Below are 18148 nucleotides of genomic sequence, written 5' to 3'. Positions count from 1 at the left end.
CCATGGCGAAGCAGGCCGAAGGACGGGCCGCCCTGGAGGCCGCGCTGGGCTACCGGTTCGCGGATCCCGCGCTGCTCCAGGAGGCGCTGACCCACACCTCCGCCGCCCGGGGCCGGGACAACCAGCGGCTGGAGTTCCTGGGCGATGCCCTCCTGAACTTCTCCGTGGCGCTGCTCCTCCACCGGGAGCGGCCGGACTGGCAGGAAGGCCCCATGAGCAAGTTCCGGGGCGTGCTGGTGTGCACGGACTCGCTCCACCGGTGGGCGCTGGATCTGGGCCTGGATCGCGCCCTGAGCGCCGCGCACCCCCGAAAGGCCCCCCCCATGGGGCCCAAGCCCCTGGCCGACGCCCTGGAGGCCCTGCTGGCGGCGGTCTACCTGGACGCCCAGGCTTCGGGGAGGGACGGGCACGCCGCCGCCTTGGCCCTGGCCGAAGGCCGATTCCTGGGGCCCATCCGCCAGGCCCATCCGGATGCGTGGTCCCGCCTGGATCCCAAGACCTCGCTCCAGGAGACTGCCGCCCGGCTAGGATTGCCCACTCCCGCCTACACCCTGGTCTCCCAATCCGGTCCCGGCCACGCCCCGCTCTTCACCGTGCGGGTGGCCGTGGGTGACCGCAGCGTCGAGGCCCGGGGATCCTCCCGGAAGCGGGCCGAGAGTGATGCCGCCCGCCACCTCCTGGATCTGCTGACGGGATCCTCACAGGCGTAACCCTTGCGTTACACTCCCATCTACCGGTCTACCGGGGTGTCCGCTTGAAGATCTACCCAACCTTGAACCTCCAGCATGGCCGCGTCATCCCCACCACGGGGCAGGGCGAGCCTTCGGCGGAGGCTCCGCTGGACCTCGCCGCCCGGCTGCTGGACGAGGGCGCCACGCGCATGGCGCTGGTGGACGTGGATGCCGCCATGGGCAAGGGCAACAACCGCGAGCTCATCGCCCAGATCCTCGAGCGCTGCCATGCCCGGGGCCGGAAGGTCTGCATCCAGGTGGCCGGCGGCATCCGCAGCTCGGACCAGGCCCAGTTCTTCATCGATCACGGCGCGGTCTGGCTGGTGGCGGGCACGATCCTCCACAAGTCGTCCCTCGTGTCGGAACAGCTCATGGCCCGCTTCCAGCCCTTCCTCACCGCGGCCATCGACGCCCGGGGCGGGCGGGTGCATCGCTCGGGCTGGGTGGACACGGCCAACCTCAGCGCCCTCGACCTCGCCCTTCGCGCCAAGGCCTACGGCTTCAAGCGGCTGCTCTTCGTGGACATCCCCGAGGTGCCCGGCGCCGATCCCGACTTCGAGACCGCCACGGCGCTGGCCACCGCCACCGGCCTGCCGCTGGTCATGGGCGGCAGCATCACCTCCCTCCGGCATCTGGACGCCGCGCCCGCCCACCTCGGCCTCAAGGGGGCCCTGGTCGACGCCCTCCTCTTCCGCGAAGATCCCGGACTCCTGGCCCTCCTCCAAGCCGCCTGCGCCTGACCGGAGGACCCGTGACGGAACCGAAAGGCGCGTTCCTCGCCAGCCTAACGGAACCTGAACGGATCCACTTCCGCCACCTGGCCCTGGTGCGCCCGCAGCTGCCGTCGGAAAGCCAGATCCTCATGCTGGAGGGCCTGGCCCGGTCCCTGGACTCGCCGCGCCTGCTGACCCTCATGGCCCGCACGCCCCACTGGCTGGCCCACTGGCCCATCCTCCTGGGGCTGGCGGAAAACGAGGCCACCCCCGAGGCCATCCGCCGCGACCTGGAGATGGTGGTCTCTCTCTTCGGGCAAATGCGGGAGATGGACCAGGCGCCCACCGCCGAGAAGGAGGACCGCTCCGAGGCGGTGAAGGCGCTCTACGCCCAGCTGAATCCCGAGTTGAAGCCCGTGGCCAAGCTCTTGGCGAAGCAGATCGCCAAGTCCGTCTCCGCCACCGGCTCCACCCAGGAGCTGCCTCCGCTGCCCGGGGAGGATCCCGATTGGGAGACCCTCACGGCCCTGCCGGAGGCCCCCGCCACGCCCGCGCCCGCGCCTGTGGCGAACAAGGGGGATCGGCTCGCCCGGGCCCAGCAGACCGCCCAGCCGGATGAGCTGGTGGGCTTCCTCGTGGACCCGGACGCGGACCTCCGCCTCGCCGCCCTCCAGAACCCGCTCATCTCGGAGGAGCTCCTCCTCCAGGCCCTGGGCCAGAGCGCCGTGCCGGAGCTCTTCGAGGAGGTGTACGCCGAAGCCCGCTGGTACTTCCGGGAACCCGTGCGGGAGGGCATCCAGGAGGCTCCGGGCTGCCCCGCGGGACTGTCGCGACGCCTGGCCCTCTCCCGCCTCCTCGTGACGACCCTTGAGCGGGGCACCTCGAAGCCCGCCTCCCTGCGCCGCATCGTGAGCCTCTTCTCCCAGCTGGAGGAAGGCGAGTACCAGTTCGTCACCTACTGGGCCAAGCGGCAGTCCCCGCACCTGCTCCGGGTGGTGAAGTACTTCTACGACCGCCTCCTGCGCCAGCGGTCGGGGCTGTCCACCGCCCTGCCCGAGCGCGGCGAGGACGGCCGCTGGGCCAGCCTCGAGGAGCGGGTGTTCCTCGCCACCCAGGCCACGCAGGAGGACCAGCTCATCCAAGTGCTCAAGGATCCGGATCCCCAGGTGTTCCGCCTGTCCCTGGACAACCCGGCCCTCACGCCGCGGATGCTCGCCTCCACCCTGCCCACCCTGGACCGGGACCGGGCCGAGCAGGTGGCCGCGCACGCCAGGTGGCAGATGGACCCGCTGGTGGCGGAGACCCTGGTGCACCATCCCCACCTGACGGAAGCCACGGCCCTCCGCCTCCTCGCGAACCTGCCCGGCCTCAAGCCCGCCATCGAGATCCTGCGGGACCCGCGGCTCCAGCATCTGGAGGTCAAGCGCCGGGCCCTGGAGACCCTCCGCACCCTCTACCTGGCCATGGACGTCTCCGACCGGATCACCGCCCTCCGAACCTCCGGCGGCGAGCTGATGCGCCACCTGCCCCAGGAGGTGCTCCAGGACGAGGAGACCCTCCGGCGCATGGTGTCCGACCGCCAGCTGGATCCCGGAATCCTCCTCCGCCTCGCCCGGAACAAGCTGACCCCTCGCGCCGTGCTGGAGCAGATCGCCGGGCATCCGGTGCTCATGGCCCACGCCGCGATCATGTCCGAGCTGCTGCTGAACCCCAAGACGCCCCGGGAGGCTTCGGCCCGCATCTGGGGTCTGCTGTCCGATGCCGAGCAGCAGCAGCTCCTCCGCAGCCCGCACCTGCCCGTGACCCTGCGGACCCTCGGGTAAACGGGGGCAGGACCGGCCCGTAACCCAGATCCAGGAGCTCCCATGCACCGCCCCGCCGCCATTCTGATCCCCGCCGCGGTGGCGCTGGTCTGCCTGCCTTTCGCCACGGCCTGCCGTCCCAAGCCCCGCGTTCCCGGCTGGGTGCAGTCAGCGCCGACCGACAGCGTGGCCTCCTTCTCCGGCGAAGCGGCCTGGATGCTCACCCACAAGGAGGTCCAATCCCTCATCTCCAGGGATCCCTCGGTGGAGCGCGCCCTCGACCTCTTCCTCCAGAAGGCGCGCATCAACCCGCGCACGGAGACGGGCCGGGTGACCTTCCATGTCATCGGTGTGCCGCAAGAGGGCGAATCGAACATCCAGAAAGGTCTTGAGCACGTCCTCATCCAGCTGAACCAGTTCTCCGATCCGACCTCGCTCGTGGCGGCCCTCTCCGAATCCTTCCCCCAGGAGGGGAGCCTGCGCCTCCAGGGCCGGGACTGGCCGCTCCACGTGATCCTCGATCTGGAGGCCGGCGGGGCCAAGGCCCACATCCGGGCCGCCAGCGACGAGAAGGGCCAGATCTGGATCGGCTCGCTGGAGGCCCTCCAGCGCATGGCGGCCAAGGACAGCCTCGCCACCCGGCAGGACGCGGCCCTCGCCGCCGAGTGGATCAACCCCCGGGCGCCCTTCCAGGGCTACCTCCAGCCCGAGGCCCTGCTGGGCGGGCTGCGCCGCAACCTGGAGGGGACCCTCGTGAAGGACCTGCCCCAGGGTGTCAATGCCCTCTTCTGGAGCATCACGCCGCCCGCCGCGAAGGATGCGGCCGGAAAAGAGCAGGCCATCCGCTTCGAGCTGGCCCTGGCGGGCACGCCCGAGGGGATCAACCAGGTCACGCCGTGGCTCCAGCGGCTGGTGGCCGCCGCCAACGCCGTGCAGGCGGCCCCCGGCGCCGCCCCCCAGCTCCTGCAGGAGCAGCGCCGCGTGGGGCTGCGCTGCTCGCTGACGCCCGAGCAGCTCAAGCTGGTGATGGAGAAGCTGGGGCAACCGGAGGTCTCCTTCACCCTCCCCGCCCGAGCCCCCAAGGCATGAGCGCGGCCTTCCCCCAGCCGCCGGTTGACGGCCCCCTCTCGCCGGAGACGGAGTCCCCCGAGTTCTGGATGGCCCAGCTCAAGTCCGGCCGGGAGGAGGCCCTGGCCCACCTCATGGCCCGCTTCGAGCGCCCCCTCTGCGCCTTCCTCCACCGGCGCCTGCAGGGCGAGGCCGGGGTGGTCCAGGAGCTGGTCCAGGAGGTTTTTCTCAAGTGTCTCCAGCATTGTCAGCGATTCGAGGAAGGCCGCCCGGTGGCTGCCTGGCTTTTTACGCTGGCGGCTAATGCGGCGACCGACCACCTCCGTAGACGGGGGAGAGAGGTACCCCCTCCCGAGACCTTTGACGCACCGGATCCCCAGCAGACATCACCCTGGGAATCCGTGGACCAAAGCCGGCGCATCCAGGCCCTCCGCGGGGCCCTGGAGGGCCTCACCCCCCGCCAGCGGGCCATGGTGCTCGCCTACTACGTCCACGAACACCCGGTGAAACGCATCGCCCAGGACCTGGGCTGCGCCGAAGGCACCGTGAAAGCCACCCTGTTCCAAAGCCTCCAGAAGCTCCGCAAGACCCTTGGACCCCAGCCATGACCGCCGCCCCCGACCCCAACCGCCTTGATCCTCAGGAAGAGGCCCGCCGCTTCGAGCTGCTCGAGCAGCCCGAGCTCTGGCCTGACGATCCGGCGCAGCAGGCCGAGCTGGCCGAGCTGCTGGAACTCCACCTCGCCCTGGAGAGCCACGGCCCCGGCCTGGCCGAAAGCCTGGCCCCGCCTCCCCGCCTCCGCTGGACCGGATCCTGGACCCTGGCGGCCGCCGCCGTCCTGCTGGTGGCCCTGATCCCGGCCACCTACACCGTGCTGCACACCCAGAACCTCCGCGCCCAGGCCCGGGACACGGCCCGACTGGAGCAGCTGGCCCGCAAGCGCACCCAGGACCGCGCCTGGATCGCCTTCTTCCGGCAGAGCACCACCCTGCTCCAGGATTTCGAGCAGGACCCGACCCTGTGCAAGAAGGGGGAGGAGGACCGGCGCCAGGAGCGGGAGATGGCCCTGACCCTGCTGGAGGCCAGCCACCAGCTCGCCGCCCAGGGCGCGCCCATCCAGGAGGCCGAGGCCATCCGCGCCAACCTGCACGCCTGGCTCTCCGAGGTCGCCTTCGAGGACGACTGCCTCAGCACGGAGCGGGCCCGTGAGCTCCGGCAGTGGGCCGCGGCCCACGATCTGGAGGGCGCGTCCGAGCGCATGGAACGGCGCCTGAGGGGAGACGGCGCATGACCTTCTCCCTCCTCGTGGCCGTGCCGGCGCTGATCGCGCCCGCCGCCCCGGAGCCCGCCGTCCCCCTCACCCTGGCGGGCCCGGAGAGCCCCGCGGACGCCCTGTTCCGGCAGGGCCGCGACCTCCGCTACGCCCAGCGATGGTACGAGGCGGCCCAGGCCTACCGCTCGCTCATCCGCGAGTTCCCCCGCTCCTCCCGCGTGCCGGACGCCCGCTACTGGCTGGCCTCCAGCCTGGAGCAGGACCAGCGGTGGGACGAAGCCGCCGAGGCCTACACCGAGTTCCTGGCGAAGCACCCCGACCAGCGGATGCTGGGCAAGGAAGCCCGGCTGAACCGCGTGCGCTGCTGGGGCATCCGCCAGTGGAACAGCCCCGCGGCCCAGGCCGGCCTGGCCGGCGCCCTGTCCGATGACCGCGAGGAGGTCCGCATCGCCGCCGCCCTCCAGCTGGCCAAGCGGCGGGACGCCCGCGCCGTGCCCGTGCTCCAGGCCGGGCTCCGGGTGGACGCCTCCTCCGAGGCCTGCCGCCTCGCCCTGCTGGCCATGGGGGTCCAACCCCAAGCCGCGGGCCCCGCCCAGGGCCGGTTCCTGGTGATCCGCGTGAAGGAGCGGGCCAAACCCGAGGCCCTGACCGTGCGGCTGACCGTGGGACTGGCCCGGGCCGTGGGCGGCTACCTCTCGGACGAGCAGCTGCGCCAGGCCAAGAAGAAGGGGGTGGACCTGGAGCGGCTCATGGACCAGGCCCTGAACGCCCCCAAGGGCACGGAACTCTTCAGCCTGGACGACGGCAAGAGCACGGTGACCGTGACCGTCGAGTAGCCGCCCGTGACGGAGACATGAGCCAGAGCGGCTAAGCTGGTCGCTGACCATGTCGCGACTCCTGCGCTTCTTCAACGACCACCTGCGGGTCCACGCCCCCCTCATCGCGGGGGCCTCCCTGCTCCTGCTCCTGGCGGGCCTCTGCCAGGGGGCCCTCATCGCCTCCATCAAGTTCGTATTCGACGATGGCAAGGCGCACGCCCTGAGCGGGGCCCAGACGGGTCTTTTCGGCCAGCTCGAACACCTCCGGGCCTGGGTCCTGGCCCGCCTGCCCGAGGCCTCAGCCCTGCGCGCCGGCCTGCTGGTGCCCCTGGTGCTGGTGCTGCTCTTCGCCCTCAAGGGCCTCTTCACCTACGCCGGCACGCTGCTCATGGTCCGCAGCGGCATCCGCGCCACCCAGGCCTTCCGGGAGCGGCTCTTCGCGCACCTGCTGACCCAGGAGCCCGCCTTCTTCCAGAAGCACCCCGTAGGCGAGCTCATCACCCGCAGCATCAGCGACGTGGGCGCCGTGCAGGGCATCGCCAGCAACCAGCTGGCCGAGGCCGTGCGCGAGACCTGCGTGGCGCTCACCATGCTGGCCACGGTCCTCTACATGGACTGGAAGCTGAGCCTCACTCTGTTCCTGGCCGGCCCCCTGGTGGTGCTGCCCGTGAAGAAGCTCAGCCAGCGCATCCGGCGGGTGAACCACCGGAACCAGGAGGCCTCCAGCCGCCTGCTCCAGCGGCTGAAGGAGGTCTTCAGCAACATCCGCGTGGTCCAGGGCTTCGCCCGCGAGTCCTACGAGGTGAGCCGCTTCCAGCTCCAGAACCAGGAGCTCTACCGGCTGGGCATGAAGAGCGCCCGGGCCTCGGCCCTCTCCACGCCCATCATGGAGCTGGTGGGGGGCTTCCTGCTGGCGGGCCTTGCCGCCTATGCCGCCGGGCGCTTCAAGTCCGGCACCCTCACCACCGAGAACTTCCTGACGTACATCCTGGCCATCTACGCCCTGTACGACCCTCTGCGGCGGCTCACCAAGCTCAACAACGAGATCCAGGTGGCCTCCGCCAGCCTGGACCGGGTCTATGCCATGCTCGACCGGAAGCCGGAGCTGCCCGTGAATCCGGAGCCGGTGCCGGTGCCCGCACGCCCGGCCCTCCTGCGCTTCGAGGGCGTGGAATTCGCCTATGACGAGAAACACACCGTCCTGCGCGGCATCGACCTCGAGGTGCGCGCCGGCGAGACCGTGGCCCTGGTGGGTGGCAGCGGCGGCGGCAAGACCACCCTGGTGAACCTGGTGCCGCGCTTCTTCGATCCCACGGCCGGGCGCCTCACCCTGGACGGCCTCGACCTCCGCGACTTCGACCCCCGGGAGCTCCGCAAGCTCATCGGCATCGTCACCCAGGAGACCCTGCTCTTCATGGACACGGTGCACGACAACATCGCCTACGGCAAGCAGGCCAGCCGCGAATCCGTCATCGCCGCCGCGAAGAAGGCCCATGCCCACGACTTCATCCAGGGGCTGGCCCGGGGCTACGACACGCCCCTGGCGGAGACGGGATCGAGCCTCAGCGGCGGACAGCGCCAGCGCCTCGCCATCGCCCGGGCCCTGCTGCAGGACCCGCCCATCCTCATCCTCGACGAGGCCACCAGCGCCCTCGACACCGAAAGCGAGCGCGCCGTGCAGGCCGCCCTGGAAACCCTCATGCAGGATCGCACCACGCTGGTGATCGCCCACCGCCTCAGCACCATCCAGCGGGCCACCCGCATCTGCACCATGAAGCAGGGGCGCATCGTGGAGCAGGGCACCCACGACGAGCTGCTGGCGCGCCAGGGCGAATACGCGCGGCTGCACAAGCTGCAGTTCGCGGAAGCGTGACGCCTCTCTGATGCTCCGCTCCGCCTTCCACTTCGACCTGCCCCCGGACCTCATCGCGCAGCACCCGGCGCCCGACCGCGACGGCGCGCGGCTGCTGGTGGTGGATGCACGGTCCGGAGCCTGGTCCCACCGCGCCATCCGCGACCTGCCGGACCTGGTGCCCGCGGGAAGCCTTTGTGTCCCCAACGACGTGCGCGTCCGCCATGCGCGCCTCTTCCTGCGCCGCGGCGGCGGCGGGGCGGGCGAGGCGCTCCTGCTGCGGAGCCTCGGCCAGGGGCGCTTCGAGGCCATGGTGAAGCCGGGGGCGCGTCTCAAGCCTGGAGCTTCCGCCGCCGTGGTGGACCCGGTCACCCACGCCGAGCTGGCCCGCCTGGACATCCTGGACACCCTTCCCGAGGGCCTGCGGGCCGTGCGGGTGCACGCCGACCACGGCCTGGACTGGGACGAGATCGACCGCATCGGCCGCTTGCCGCTGCCGCCCTACATCGACCACCTGGCGGAGGCCGAAGACGAGACCCGCTACCAGACGGTCTTCGCGGCCCGGGAGGGCGAGGCCGTGGCGGCCCCCACGGCGGGCCTGCACTTCACGCCGGAGCTCATCGGCGCCCTGGCGGCCCGCGGCTGCGGCTGGCACCCGGTCCGGCTCCACGTGGGTCTGGGCACCTTCCGGCCCATGACCGCCGAGCGCCTGGAAGACCACCCCATGCACGAGGAGCGCTTCGAGATCCCCGAGGCCACGGCCCGGATCCTGGAAGCGGCCTTCCGCGATCGCACGCGGCCCGTGCTCTGCGTGGGCACCACATCGCTGCGCACGCTCGAAGGCGCCTGGGACGGCGCGCGGCTCGCGCGGGAGGGCGCCACGCGCCTCTTCATCACGCCGGGCTACCGCCTCCGCACCGCCGACCACCTGCTCACCAACTTCCACCTGCCGGAAAGCACCCTGTTCGTCCTGGTGTCCGCCCTCCTGGGCCTCGACCAGGCCCAGGCCGCCTACGCCGAGGCCGTGCGCGAGCGATACCGGTTCTTCAGCTACGGCGACGCCATGCTGATCCTGAACGCCGGGCCCGCCTGCTAGTGTCCCTCCACTCGAGGCGGCGACGAGAAGCGCCGGCTCCGTCGGCGCTTCTCGTGGGGGCCCGGGGGGACGCAGAGGCCGCCTGCGGCCGGGCGGTCCCCCCGGAGAGCTATAGATAGTCGATGAACTGGTGGATCACCGGAATGCGGTGCCGCTTGCCCTTGGTGGCCTGAAGGATGCTCGTCACGGACATGCCCAGGCACCAGAGGAGCCAGAGGGGCAGGAAGAAGCGGATGGAGACGGCTCCGAAGATGGGGAAGAGGCCCAGGATGAGCATGGCCAGGGTGACGGTGCACTCGGCGAAGGCCAGGATGACGCCCTGGCGCGCGTGCCAGAGCAGCTCCGGGTCCTCGCGGTTCCGCATGTAGGGCAGGAATGCCCAGGGCCCCGCGTAGCACAGGATCAGGTCTCGCAGGCGCTCCCCCACGTAGAGGGGGGTCGGGGCATCCAGGGGCACGGCAACCTCCGGGTCGAGGATAGCGCAAGGCCGCGCCGTGCGTCCCCTGGACGGGCTTCCGGTCAGTGCCCCCGCAGGACCACCAGGAGGGCCATGAACAGCACGATCACCGCGTAGATCTGCTTCAGCTTCGCCCCCCGCATGCGCGTGGCCACCCGCGCCCCGGCCAGCGCGCCGGTCGCGAAGCCCACGGCCACGCCGGCGATCACCATCCAGGGGAGCCCGCCCTGGGCCTGGGCATAGACATAGACGCCGGGCAGGCCGATGGGAGGCAGCAGCATCATGAGGCTGGTGAGCTGGGCCTCGTGCTGGGTCATGCGGAAGCGGGTGGCGAGCAGGGGAATCACCACCACGGCGCCCCCCAGCCCCGTGAGACCCGAGACCACCCCCGCCAGCAGGCCGATGGGAAGCCCCGCGGACCAGAGGCCCGAGGACAGGTCCAGAGGTTCCGCGGTCCGGTCCACAGCCGGGGGCTCGTGCCGGAAGTAGGTCTTGAAGGCCAGGAGCACCAGGAACGCCGCGTAGCCCCAGCGCAGGGGCCCCGAAGGGATGAAGTTCGCCACCCGGGCCCCCCCGTAGATGCCGAAGAGGAAGGCCAGCACCAGCACGCCCACCAGGCGCAGGCTGGTGTGGATGCCTCGGCTGCGGTACTGCAGCACGGCGGGCAGGCCCGTGGGCAGGAGCATCGCCGCCAGGGTGGCGCCCTGGGCGCGGTGCTGGTCCAGGTGCAGGAACAGGCCCAGCAGGGGCACCATCACCACGCCCCCGCCCACCCCGAAGAGGCCCGACAGCACGCCGCCGGCCAGGCCCGTGCCCAGGCCGGGTATGAAATGGTTCGGATCCGCGATCAAGGCGCCTCCAGGGGGTGGGCCTCGAAGAAGGCCCAGATGAGGTGGCTGGCGGAGAGATCCGGGGCGGGCCGGTCCGCACCCGGCGCGTAGGGCCGTCCGCCCGGCCAGGCGTGGCCCATGCCGGCCACCGTCCAGAGGCCCACCTCGCACCCGCCGCCGGACCAGAGGTCGAGGTGGTGGGGGTCCATGGCCTCGCAGACGGACCCCTCGCCGCACCCCATGAGGGCCGCCCAGCGGGCCGCGGCCTCACGCGCCGGCAGGACGGGCACCCGCCGTCCCTGCGGCCCCACGCCGCCGAGGTAAGGAATGTGGCCGTCCTCCGTCCCATGAAAGGCCAGCGTGGGCACGGGACGGGCCGGGGGAGGGCCCCAGATCGGCGCCCCCGCCACGGGCGCGATGGCCGCCACCCAGGACGCCTCCAGGGCCAGGCGATAGGCCATGCGGGCCCCATTGGAGAAGCCCGCCACGAAGATCCGCCGGGCATCCACATTCCCGCGGTGGACGAGGCGATCGACCACGGCCCCGAGGAACCCGACGTCGTCCACCTCGGCATGGCGGGGGCATCCCAGCCCCGGCCCCACGTTCCAGGCCGCGCCGAGGCCGGGATCCTCCGTACCCGGCTCGCCCAGGGCCTGGGGGTAGGCCACGCGGAAGCCCCGCTCGTCGGCCAGGCGGCCCAGGCCCGAAAAGGAGGCCATGAGCCGCGCCGTTCCGCCGGTCCCGTGGAGGGCCAGCACCAGCGGGAGCTCCTGATCCGAGGCCACCGGAGGGTCGTGGACCAGGACCCGCCGGACCTCACCCTGCCAATCCAGCTTCAGGTAGTGGCTGTGGCCGTGCCGCACCGATCCCCCATTCCCGGATTCTGGCCCCTGCCGTGTTCCAATGGAAGGCGGGAGGCGCCGGTGCAGGTCCAGCTCAACCAGGATGTGATTCTCGACAGCCGGCGGGCGATCTGGCTCCCCCGGCAGAAGACGCTGGTGCTGGCGGACCTCTTCTTCGGCCTGGGCGCCGCCCGTCGCCGCCGCCCGGACCCCCTGCCCCCGCCCCAGCAGACCGAGATCTGGGAGCGGCTGTTCAGCCTCATCGACGACTACGCCCCCGCCCAGATCGCCCTGCTGGGCGACCTGAAGCCCAGCCAGGGCACGGTGGAGGGCGACGAGGCCGAGGAACTGCGCACCATCTTCCGCAAGCTCCAGGCCGGGGGGCGCCAGGTGGTGCAGGTGGTGGGCCACCCGGACCGCAGCTGCGGCCCGGCCCTGGACGGCACCGGCATCCAACCCGTGGAGCAGCACCGGGTCGGCCCCTTCACCCTCATGCACCGCCGCCGCATCTTCGTCTATCCCCGCCATGATTCGCCCCAGGGCTTCTGGATCAACGGCGGCGTGCACCCCCTCTTCGCCGTGCCCGGCCTCGGGCCCTCCGGAGACCCGGACTGGATGCGGCTTCCCGCCTTCCTCTACACGGGCTTCGCCCTGGTCCTGCCGCCCTTCGTGAGCTATGCCCAGGGCTTCGAGGTCATCCAGGCCGAACGCCTGCCTCGCCAGGCGCGCGCCTGGAAGCTGCTGGCGGATCGCCTGAGCCCCCTGGAGCTCACGGAACTCCCCCCGGCTCCCGAGGCCCTGCGCACGCTCACCCGTCCGCCCCGCAAGGGTGCGCCGAAGAACGGGGACTAGGCCGCCTACTTCTTCTTCGCCTTGGCCATCGGCGCGCCGCCGCGCACGGCCCGGCCGTCGTCCAGGACCAGGTCCCAGCCGAGGCGATCGCCCTTCTTCAGGCCGATGCGCTTGAAGGTGCCCGCGGCGAACTCGATGAAGTGGCGGGCCGGCACGCTTCCCCCGTAGGTGGGGCAGTCATCGCCGCGCATGGGGCTGCACGGGGGCACGTGCTCCGCCGTCTCCACCACCTTGCCCTCCGCATCCACCCAGGCCACGTCCAGGGCGATGAGGCAGTTCTTCATCCAGATGGCGTGGTAGCCCTCCTCGCCGTAGACGAAGAACATGCAGCGGTCCTTGGCCAGGCTCTGCCGGTACATCAGACCCTTCGCCTTCTCCTGGTCCGTGGCGGCCACCTCGGCCATGAAGGCCGTCTGCTTGAAGGCCACGGTGCCTCCGCCCGCCCACAGGGGCAGGGAGAGCAGGATGGCGAAGATCGTGCGCATGTCGACTCCTTGGATTCCATTATCCGTAGAAGTGCCTGGAGGGGACGGAAGGCTTCCAGAATCCACAATACCTCGCATAATGTGGCAACATGGAGCTTCCCGCCGGCCCCGGAGGATCATGCGCGCTCCCATCTGCTCCGCCCTCCTCCTCGGCGCGCTGGCCATGGCCTCGCCGGGTCCGGAGACCGGGCTCCAGGCCCTGCGGATCGGCGCGGCCGTTCAGCTTGACGGCCGCCTCGACGACCCCGCGTGGAAGCGGGCGCCGTTCGCCTCGGGGTTCACCGAGGAGTGGCCCCAGCGCGGGCGCCCGGCCCGCCAGCGCACGGAAGTGCGGGTGCTCTACGACGCCCGGTACCTCTATGTGGGAGCCCGGATGCTCCACAACCGCCGGCTGGAGGGCGGTCGGGCCCACGTGGTGCGCCGCGTCCACCGCCGCGACCAGGACAGCCCCAGCGACTGGTTCGGGGTGGCCATCGACTCCAGCCACGACCGGCGCACGGCGCTCCTGTTCGAGGTGAACGCCGCCGGCGTGCAGAAGGACCAGATCATCTACAACGACAACACCTTCGACCCGAGCTGGGACGGCGTGTGGGAGAGCGCCGTGTCGGTGGATGCCGACGGCTGGACCGCGGAGCTGAAGATTCCGCTGTCCCTGCTCCGGTTCAAGGAGGGCTCCGAACCCCAGACCTGGGGCATCAACTTCAGCCGCACGGACCAGGGCGTGGTGCGGGAATCCAGCCGGTGGATGGTCGTGCCGCGGGGGGACAACGGCTTCGTCAGCCGCTTTCCCGACCTGAGCGGCCTGGCGGGGCTGGCCCCCCAGCCGCGCCGGGAGTACGCGCCCTACCTGGGGACCGTCCGGAAGTTCGAGACTGCCCGGAGCTATGACGACCGGGGCTGGGATACCCGCGCCGGCCTCGACGCCCACTGGAGCCTGAACTCCCACGCCCAGGTGGACCTCTCGATCCGCCCGGATTTCGGGCAGGTCGAGGTGGACCAGACCGTGCTGAACCTCGGCACCGTGGAGACCTTCTTCCCGGAGAAGCGCCCCTTCTTCCTGGAGGGCATGGACCTCTTCCGGGTGGCCGGCCCCGACCTCTTCTACAGCCGACGCATTGGACACGGTCTGTCCGATCCGGATCTCGCCCCCGGCGAGACCCTGCAGGATCGCCCGAACGCGACGGACATCACCGCCGCCGCGAAGTACACCGCCACGTACGATTCGGACACCAAGGTGGGCCTCCTGGGCGCCAGCGTGGAGCCCGCCCGGGCCACGGTGGCCGACGCGGCCGGAACCCGGTCCCGGCGGGAGATCTCGCCGCTCACCAACTTCGGCGTGGTGCGGATCCAGCAGCTCCTGGACGACCGGGGGAGCTACGTGGGCACCTTCGCCTCGGAGATGGACCAGGCGGGCGCGGCGGGCCGGTCCGCCCATATCCAGGCGCTGGACGGGGTCTACCGCACCGAGGATCGGGGCGGGACGCTGGAGACCACCCTCAGCCGCAGCCAGACCGGCCCCGCCGGTGCCCAGGCCCAGGGCTGGCGGGCGCGGCTCCGGGCCCACCAGGAGTGGCGCAGCGGCTGGAGCGCGGAGTTCCAGGCCATCGACGCGGGGCGCGACTACAACCCCAACGATGTCGGCTACCTGGGCCGCGCCGACGAGCAGCGCCTGTATGGCGAGGTCTCGCGCCGCTGGGACCAAACCTGGGGTGCCTTCCGCAACTGGGCCTGGGGGCTGGGCCACACCTATGCCCGCGACCAGGCCGGCCAGACCTTCATCCGCAACCTCAACACCTGGGGCCGGACCGACCTCACCAGCTTCTGGGGCCTCTGGGGCGGCGGAGGCGTGGACCTGCCCGCCGAAGACGACCGGGAGCTACGCACCTATTCGGACCCGCAGAAGAAGTACCTGGCCCGCTCCGCCGTGCCCTACGCGAACCTGGGCTTCGATACGCCCGGCAACCGGCCCTGGTACCTCCGCCTCAACACCAGCCGGGCCTGGGAAGAGGGGGGACCCTCCACCGACACGACGCTCTTCCAGACCCTCCGGCCTGCCCCCAACCTCGAGATCCAGGTCACGACCTCCGTCACCCGGGACGAGGGCGAGCTGAAGTGGCTGGAGACCCCGACGGCCACGCCCATCGTGGGCCTACGCCGCCTCAGCCAGCTCAACCAGACCGTGCGGGTGGCCTACGCCTTCAACCCCACCCTCACGCTCCAGCTCTTCAGCCAGTGGCTGGCCGCGAACTGGAACTACCGGGACCTGAAGCACTACGTCGACGACGAGACCCTCGAGCCAGGGCTCCCGGAGGACCAGCCTGCGGGCACCACGCCCCAGACGGCTTTCAGCTACCGGACCTGGAACCTGAACCTCATCACGCGCTGGGAGTTCCGTCCTGGCTCCACCTTCTTCCTTGTCTACACCCACGGCGCCAGCACGGACGCCCTCATCAACGACCGCGCCAGCCTGGCCCCCCGGCCGGATCTCGCCCTCCTGCGGCACCTGCCCTCGGACGACGTGGTGCAGGCCAAGGTGAGCTGGCTGTTCCGCTAGGGGCGTCCACCAGGCACGCGGATCAGGCCTCCAGGAGCCAGGCGGCCACCCGGTCCGCGTCCTCCTCGGTATGGAACCCGTGGAAGGCCACCCGGAGGTAGCCCTCCCGCACGGAGGCGAAGATCCCCCGGCGGGCCCCCGCCTTCAGCAGGGCGTCCATTCCGCCGGGTCCGCGGCCGCCGTGGTGGAAGGCCAGGAAGGATGCCACCCGCCCCTCCTTCCGCAAGGCATCGAGGCGGTCGTGCTCGGCGGCCCAGCGCGACCCCCGGAGCGCCTGCAGGAGTCGGGCCTGGAGGGCCGCGCCGTGGGCGGCGATGGCCGAGACGCCCGCCCGGTTGATCAGGCGCAGGGATTCGAGCAAAGCGGAGAGGTGGAGCAGGTTGGGCCCCCCGGGCTCCAGCGCCCGTCCATCCGGCAGCCAGGCGCGGTGGAGGTCCGTGGACGGCCGCGAGAAATCCGTCGCTTCCTCCACGGAGAGCCAGGAGCCCGAGGGGGCCAGCGACCGGCGGAAGGCCTCGTCCGTCCACAGGAACCCCATGCCCTGGGGCGACAGCAGGCCCTTGTGCCCGCTGGTGGCGAAGGCGGCGAGGCCCTCCAGGTCCACGGGCACGGTGCCCGCGGCCTGGACGCCGTCCACCACCAGGTGGACGGCCCGGGCGCGGCAGGCCCTTGCGAGGCGCGTGAGGTCCAGCTTCAGGCCGTCCTGGAAGCGCACCCAGGACACGGCGAGGATCCGCGTGCGCGGTCCCAGGGCCTCGATGAGCCGGGCCTCGGGATCCGCTTCCGCAGTGGGCGGCCGGCTCGCCCAGGCGGCGGCCCCGGCGAGATGCCCCTCCCACAGGGGCACCTCCCGGAAGGCCACGCCGCGGGCTTCAAGGGCCAGCCAGGGCCAGGCGTTGGCCGGGAACTCCCCCAGGGGCGCCACCACTTCGTCGCCGGATCGCCAGGGGAAGCCCTGGGCCACGGCCACCAGGCCCGAGGAGGTGCTGTGGGTGAGGGTGATGTCCTCGGGCCGGCCGCCCAGCAGCGACGCCGCCTCTGCCCGGGTGGCGGCCGGGATCCCCTGGAAGTCCTCCTCCCAGCGCACCTCCCAGGGCCGCAGCTCCTTGCGCATGAAGGCCTGCACGGCGTCCAGCGCCGCCCGGGGGACCGGCCCCTCGCCGCAGTGCATGATCCAGAGGCGCTCCGGGTCCAGGTGGAACAGGGCGGGATCGAGGGGCGGCACGCTCATCCCTGGCGGTCCGCGAGCAGGGCCTTGAGGCCCACGGGGAAGAGGGGCTCCACCACCTGGCGCACCGCGGCGGCGTACTGCTGGATCTCCCACTGGGCATGGCTGTCCGTCCGCAAACGGATGAAGTGGGCCACCGCCTGGAGGCTCACGGTCCAGTAGACCTCGGAGTAGAGGCCCACGGGCAGCACGCATCGGGCCTGCTCGCGGCAGACGCCCAGGGAGAGCAGCTCCTTGTAGTGGGTCACGGCCCCCCGGCAGCTCTCCAGGTAGCTCTCCATGGCCCGGGCGCGGTTCGCCGCGTCGATCTCCCCCTCGCTGCCCTGCTTGTTCACCTTCGCCTGCTTCCGGAAGGCCGCCGGCACGAAGAACTCGTCCTCGGGGAACTCCACGTAGCGGCCGCTGATCTCGTTGAACTCCGAGCCGATGCGGTGCTTCATCCACTGCCGGAACACGAAGATGGGCGCCTTCACGTGCAGGGTCATGGCCGTGTGGCGGAAGGGCGAGGTGTGCTCATGTTCCGCCAGGTAGCCGATCAGCTTGGCGTCCCCCGCCTCGAAGGCCTCCTTCCGCTTGCCGAAGGACACCCGCGCCGCGTTCACCACCGACAGGTCCGACCCCATGTGGTCGATGAGGCGGACGAACCCCTTGTCCAGCACCTTGATCTCGATATGTGTCATGGAAGACTCCGCGCTTCCAGCTTCCCGCCATGCCTGGGAGAATGGAAGGTCCGCCGGGAGCCCCCACGCCGTATTTCTTCGCCCCATTCGGGGCACAGGGCTGGAAGGGCGTGAACTTCACTGGCGCCGGTCCCTCATTCGACCCACCTCTTTCGGAGAAGACCATGCAGTTTTTCATCGACACCGCCAACATCGACGAGATCAAGCGCATCAACGCCCTGGGCGTGCTGGACGGGGTGACCACCAACCCCAGCCTCATCGCCAAGGAGACGGGCAAGCCCTTCGAGGCGATCATCGCCGAGATCTGCGACATCGTGGACGGCCCCATCAGCGCCGAGGTCATCGGCCTGGAGGCCCCCGCCATGATCCAGGAGGGCCTGAAGCTGGCCAAGATCCACGAGAACGTGGTGGTGAAGCTGCCCCTCATCGCCGAGGGCCTCAAGGCCTGCAAGGCCCTGACCTCCGAGGGCATCAACACCAATGTGACCCTCTGCTTCAGCGCCACCCAGGCCCTCATGGCCGCCAAGGCCGGCGCCACCTACGTGAGCCCCTTCGTGGGCCGCCTGGACGACATCAACCTCGACGGCATGGAGCTCATCCGCGAGATCGTGGCCATCTTCGAGAACTACGAGTTCGACACCCAGTGCCTGGCCGCCTCTATCCGCCAGCCCCGCCACGTCACCGACGCGGCCCTGGCCGGCGCCCACGTGGCCACCATCCCCACCAAGGTCTTCGACCAGATGCTGAGGCACCCCCTCACCGACAAGGGCGTGGAAGGCTTCCTGGCGGATTGGAAAAAGAGCGGGCGATAGTTTCCCGATTCGTTCGTCAAGCGGAGCGTTAAGTCGTTCCGTCAATTCGTGACCG

The 18148-nt window shown here is 71.1% G+C and carries 18 protein-coding genes; 12 read left to right on the top strand and 6 right to left on the bottom strand.

Annotated elements, in window-relative coordinates; translation table 11 throughout:
- Nucleotides 1–2: 2 nt before the first annotated feature.
- From ML539_RS08335 to queA, 9 genes are read left to right on the top strand one after another with little or no spacing between them, the layout of a single operon-like run.
- On the top strand, nt 3–710 hold the full coding sequence (locus ML539_RS08335) for a ribonuclease III domain-containing protein (protein ID WP_243322468.1): 708 nt from the start codon (nt 3–5) through the stop codon (nt 708–710).
- Between the two features lie 44 nt (nt 711–754).
- A complete protein-coding gene (locus ML539_RS08330; RefSeq protein WP_243295195.1) occupies nt 755–1471 on the top strand; it encodes a HisA/HisF-related TIM barrel protein in 717 nt (238 codons plus the stop codon).
- An 11-nt stretch (nt 1472–1482) separates the two neighbouring features.
- Entirely contained in the window at nt 1483–3267 is a 1785-nt protein-coding gene (locus tag ML539_RS08325; protein ID WP_243322466.1) for a hypothetical protein, read from the top strand.
- A 42-nt stretch (nt 3268–3309) separates the two neighbouring features.
- Nucleotides 3310–4335 (top strand): hypothetical protein, encoded by a 1026-nt coding sequence (locus ML539_RS08320; protein WP_243322464.1) that lies wholly within the window; start codon nt 3310–3312, stop codon nt 4333–4335.
- Entirely contained in the window at nt 4332–4922 is a 591-nt protein-coding gene (locus ML539_RS08315; protein ID WP_243322462.1) for an RNA polymerase sigma factor, read from the top strand. Before ML539_RS08320 ends, ML539_RS08315 begins: the two co-directional genes overlap by 4 nt.
- Nucleotides 4919–5605, top strand: a complete 687-nt coding sequence (locus ML539_RS08310) for a hypothetical protein (protein WP_243322460.1) — start codon at nt 4919–4921, stop codon at nt 5603–5605. Before ML539_RS08315 ends, ML539_RS08310 begins: the two co-directional genes overlap by 4 nt.
- Complete coding sequence (locus tag ML539_RS08305; protein ID WP_243322458.1) at nt 5602–6423, top strand: tetratricopeptide repeat protein; 822 nt, start codon at nt 5602–5604, stop codon at nt 6421–6423. Before ML539_RS08310 ends, ML539_RS08305 begins: the two co-directional genes overlap by 4 nt.
- 49 nt (nt 6424–6472) lie before the next feature.
- Entirely contained in the window at nt 6473–8278 is a 1806-nt protein-coding gene (locus ML539_RS08300; RefSeq protein WP_243322457.1) for an ABC transporter transmembrane domain-containing protein, read from the top strand.
- 10 nt (nt 8279–8288) lie between these two features.
- Nucleotides 8289–9353: a tRNA preQ1(34) S-adenosylmethionine ribosyltransferase-isomerase QueA gene (gene queA / locus ML539_RS08295; RefSeq protein WP_243322455.1), complete on the top strand. Its 1065-nt coding sequence runs from the start codon at nt 8289–8291 to the stop codon at nt 9351–9353.
- Between the two features lie 109 nt (nt 9354–9462).
- On the opposite strand, the gene ML539_RS08290 is transcribed toward queA, so the two are convergent.
- The 3 genes from ML539_RS08290 to ML539_RS15685 form a co-directional block, all read right to left on the bottom strand.
- Nucleotides 9463–9810 (bottom strand): hypothetical protein, encoded by a 348-nt coding sequence (locus ML539_RS08290; protein WP_243322453.1) that lies wholly within the window; start codon nt 9808–9810, stop codon nt 9463–9465.
- Between the two features lie 62 nt (nt 9811–9872).
- Nucleotides 9873–10661 (bottom strand): sulfite exporter TauE/SafE family protein, encoded by a 789-nt coding sequence (locus tag ML539_RS08285; protein ID WP_243322451.1) that lies wholly within the window; start codon nt 10659–10661, stop codon nt 9873–9875.
- Nucleotides 10658–11503 (bottom strand): PHB depolymerase family esterase, encoded by an 846-nt coding sequence (locus ML539_RS15685; RefSeq protein WP_243322449.1) that lies wholly within the window; start codon nt 11501–11503, stop codon nt 10658–10660. Before ML539_RS15685 ends, ML539_RS08285 begins: the two co-directional genes overlap by 4 nt.
- A 60-nt stretch (nt 11504–11563) precedes the next feature.
- Here ML539_RS15685 and ML539_RS15680 point away from each other — a divergent pair, with 60 nt between their 5' ends.
- The gene (locus ML539_RS15680) at nt 11564–12334 is read left to right on the top strand and encodes a hypothetical protein (protein WP_243322447.1); all 771 of its coding nucleotides are present in this window, start codon (nt 11564–11566) and stop codon (nt 12332–12334) included.
- 5 nt (nt 12335–12339) lie between these two features.
- Here ML539_RS15680 and ML539_RS08270 read toward each other — a convergent pair whose 3' ends face one another.
- A complete protein-coding gene (locus ML539_RS08270) occupies nt 12340–12819 on the bottom strand; it encodes a DUF192 domain-containing protein (RefSeq protein ID WP_243322445.1) in 480 nt (159 codons plus the stop codon).
- 118 nt (nt 12820–12937) lie between these two features.
- Here ML539_RS08270 and ML539_RS08265 point away from each other — a divergent pair, with 118 nt between their 5' ends.
- On the top strand, nt 12938–15373 hold the full coding sequence (locus ML539_RS08265) for a DUF5916 domain-containing protein (protein ID WP_243322443.1): 2436 nt from the start codon (nt 12938–12940) through the stop codon (nt 15371–15373).
- Between the two features lie 22 nt (nt 15374–15395).
- Here ML539_RS08265 and ML539_RS08260 read toward each other — a convergent pair whose 3' ends face one another.
- Nucleotides 15396–16604: an aminotransferase class V-fold PLP-dependent enzyme gene (locus tag ML539_RS08260; RefSeq protein WP_243322441.1), complete on the bottom strand. Its 1209-nt coding sequence runs from the start codon at nt 16602–16604 to the stop codon at nt 15396–15398.
- Entirely contained in the window at nt 16601–17281 is a 681-nt protein-coding gene (gene thyX, locus ML539_RS08255) for an FAD-dependent thymidylate synthase (RefSeq protein ID WP_243322439.1), read from the bottom strand. Before thyX ends, ML539_RS08260 begins: the two co-directional genes overlap by 4 nt.
- Nucleotides 17282–17445: 164 nt before the next feature.
- Here thyX and fsa point away from each other — a divergent pair, with 164 nt between their 5' ends.
- Nucleotides 17446–18093 carry a fructose-6-phosphate aldolase gene (gene fsa, locus ML539_RS08250; protein ID WP_243322437.1) on the top strand — a complete coding sequence of 216 codons (648 nt, stop codon included), beginning with the start codon at nt 17446–17448 and terminating at the stop codon, nt 18091–18093.
- Nucleotides 18094–18148 lie beyond the last annotated feature (55 nt).

The organism is Geothrix sp. SG200, from assembly GCF_022808935.1.
GTDB lineage: Bacteria > Acidobacteriota > Holophagae > Holophagales > Holophagaceae > Geothrix > Geothrix alkalitolerans.
This window is presented reverse-complemented; position numbering and strand designations above follow the sequence as displayed.

Bases quoted from the DNA above. Each gene is read 5' to 3' on its own strand.
- ML539_RS08335 (WP_243322468.1), top strand. From the start codon at position 3: ATGGCGAAGCAGGCCGAAGGACGGGCCGCCCTGGAGGCCGCGCTGGGC.
- ML539_RS08320 (WP_243322464.1), top strand. From the start codon at position 3,310: ATGCACCGCCCCGCCGCCATTCTGATCCCCGCCGCGGTGGCGCTGGTC.
- ML539_RS08315 (WP_243322462.1), top strand. From the start codon at position 4,332: ATGAGCGCGGCCTTCCCCCAGCCGCCGGTTGACGGCCCCCTCTCGCCG.
- ML539_RS08310 (WP_243322460.1), top strand. From the start codon at position 4,919: ATGACCGCCGCCCCCGACCCCAACCGCCTTGATCCTCAGGAAGAGGCC.
- ML539_RS08305 (WP_243322458.1), top strand. From the start codon at position 5,602: ATGACCTTCTCCCTCCTCGTGGCCGTGCCGGCGCTGATCGCGCCCGCC.
- ML539_RS08300 (WP_243322457.1), top strand. From the start codon at position 6,473: ATGTCGCGACTCCTGCGCTTCTTCAACGACCACCTGCGGGTCCACGCC.
- queA (WP_243322455.1), top strand. From the start codon at position 8,289: ATGCTCCGCTCCGCCTTCCACTTCGACCTGCCCCCGGACCTCATCGCG.
- ML539_RS08270 (WP_243322445.1), bottom strand. From the start codon at position 12,819: ATGCGCACGATCTTCGCCATCCTGCTCTCCCTGCCCCTGTGGGCGGGC.
- ML539_RS08265 (WP_243322443.1), top strand. From the start codon at position 12,938: ATGCGCGCTCCCATCTGCTCCGCCCTCCTCCTCGGCGCGCTGGCCATG.
- ML539_RS08260 (WP_243322441.1), bottom strand. From the start codon at position 16,604: ATGAGCGTGCCGCCCCTCGATCCCGCCCTGTTCCACCTGGACCCGGAG.
- thyX (WP_243322439.1), bottom strand. From the start codon at position 17,281: ATGACACATATCGAGATCAAGGTGCTGGACAAGGGGTTCGTCCGCCTC.
- fsa (WP_243322437.1), top strand. From the start codon at position 17,446: ATGCAGTTTTTCATCGACACCGCCAACATCGACGAGATCAAGCGCATC.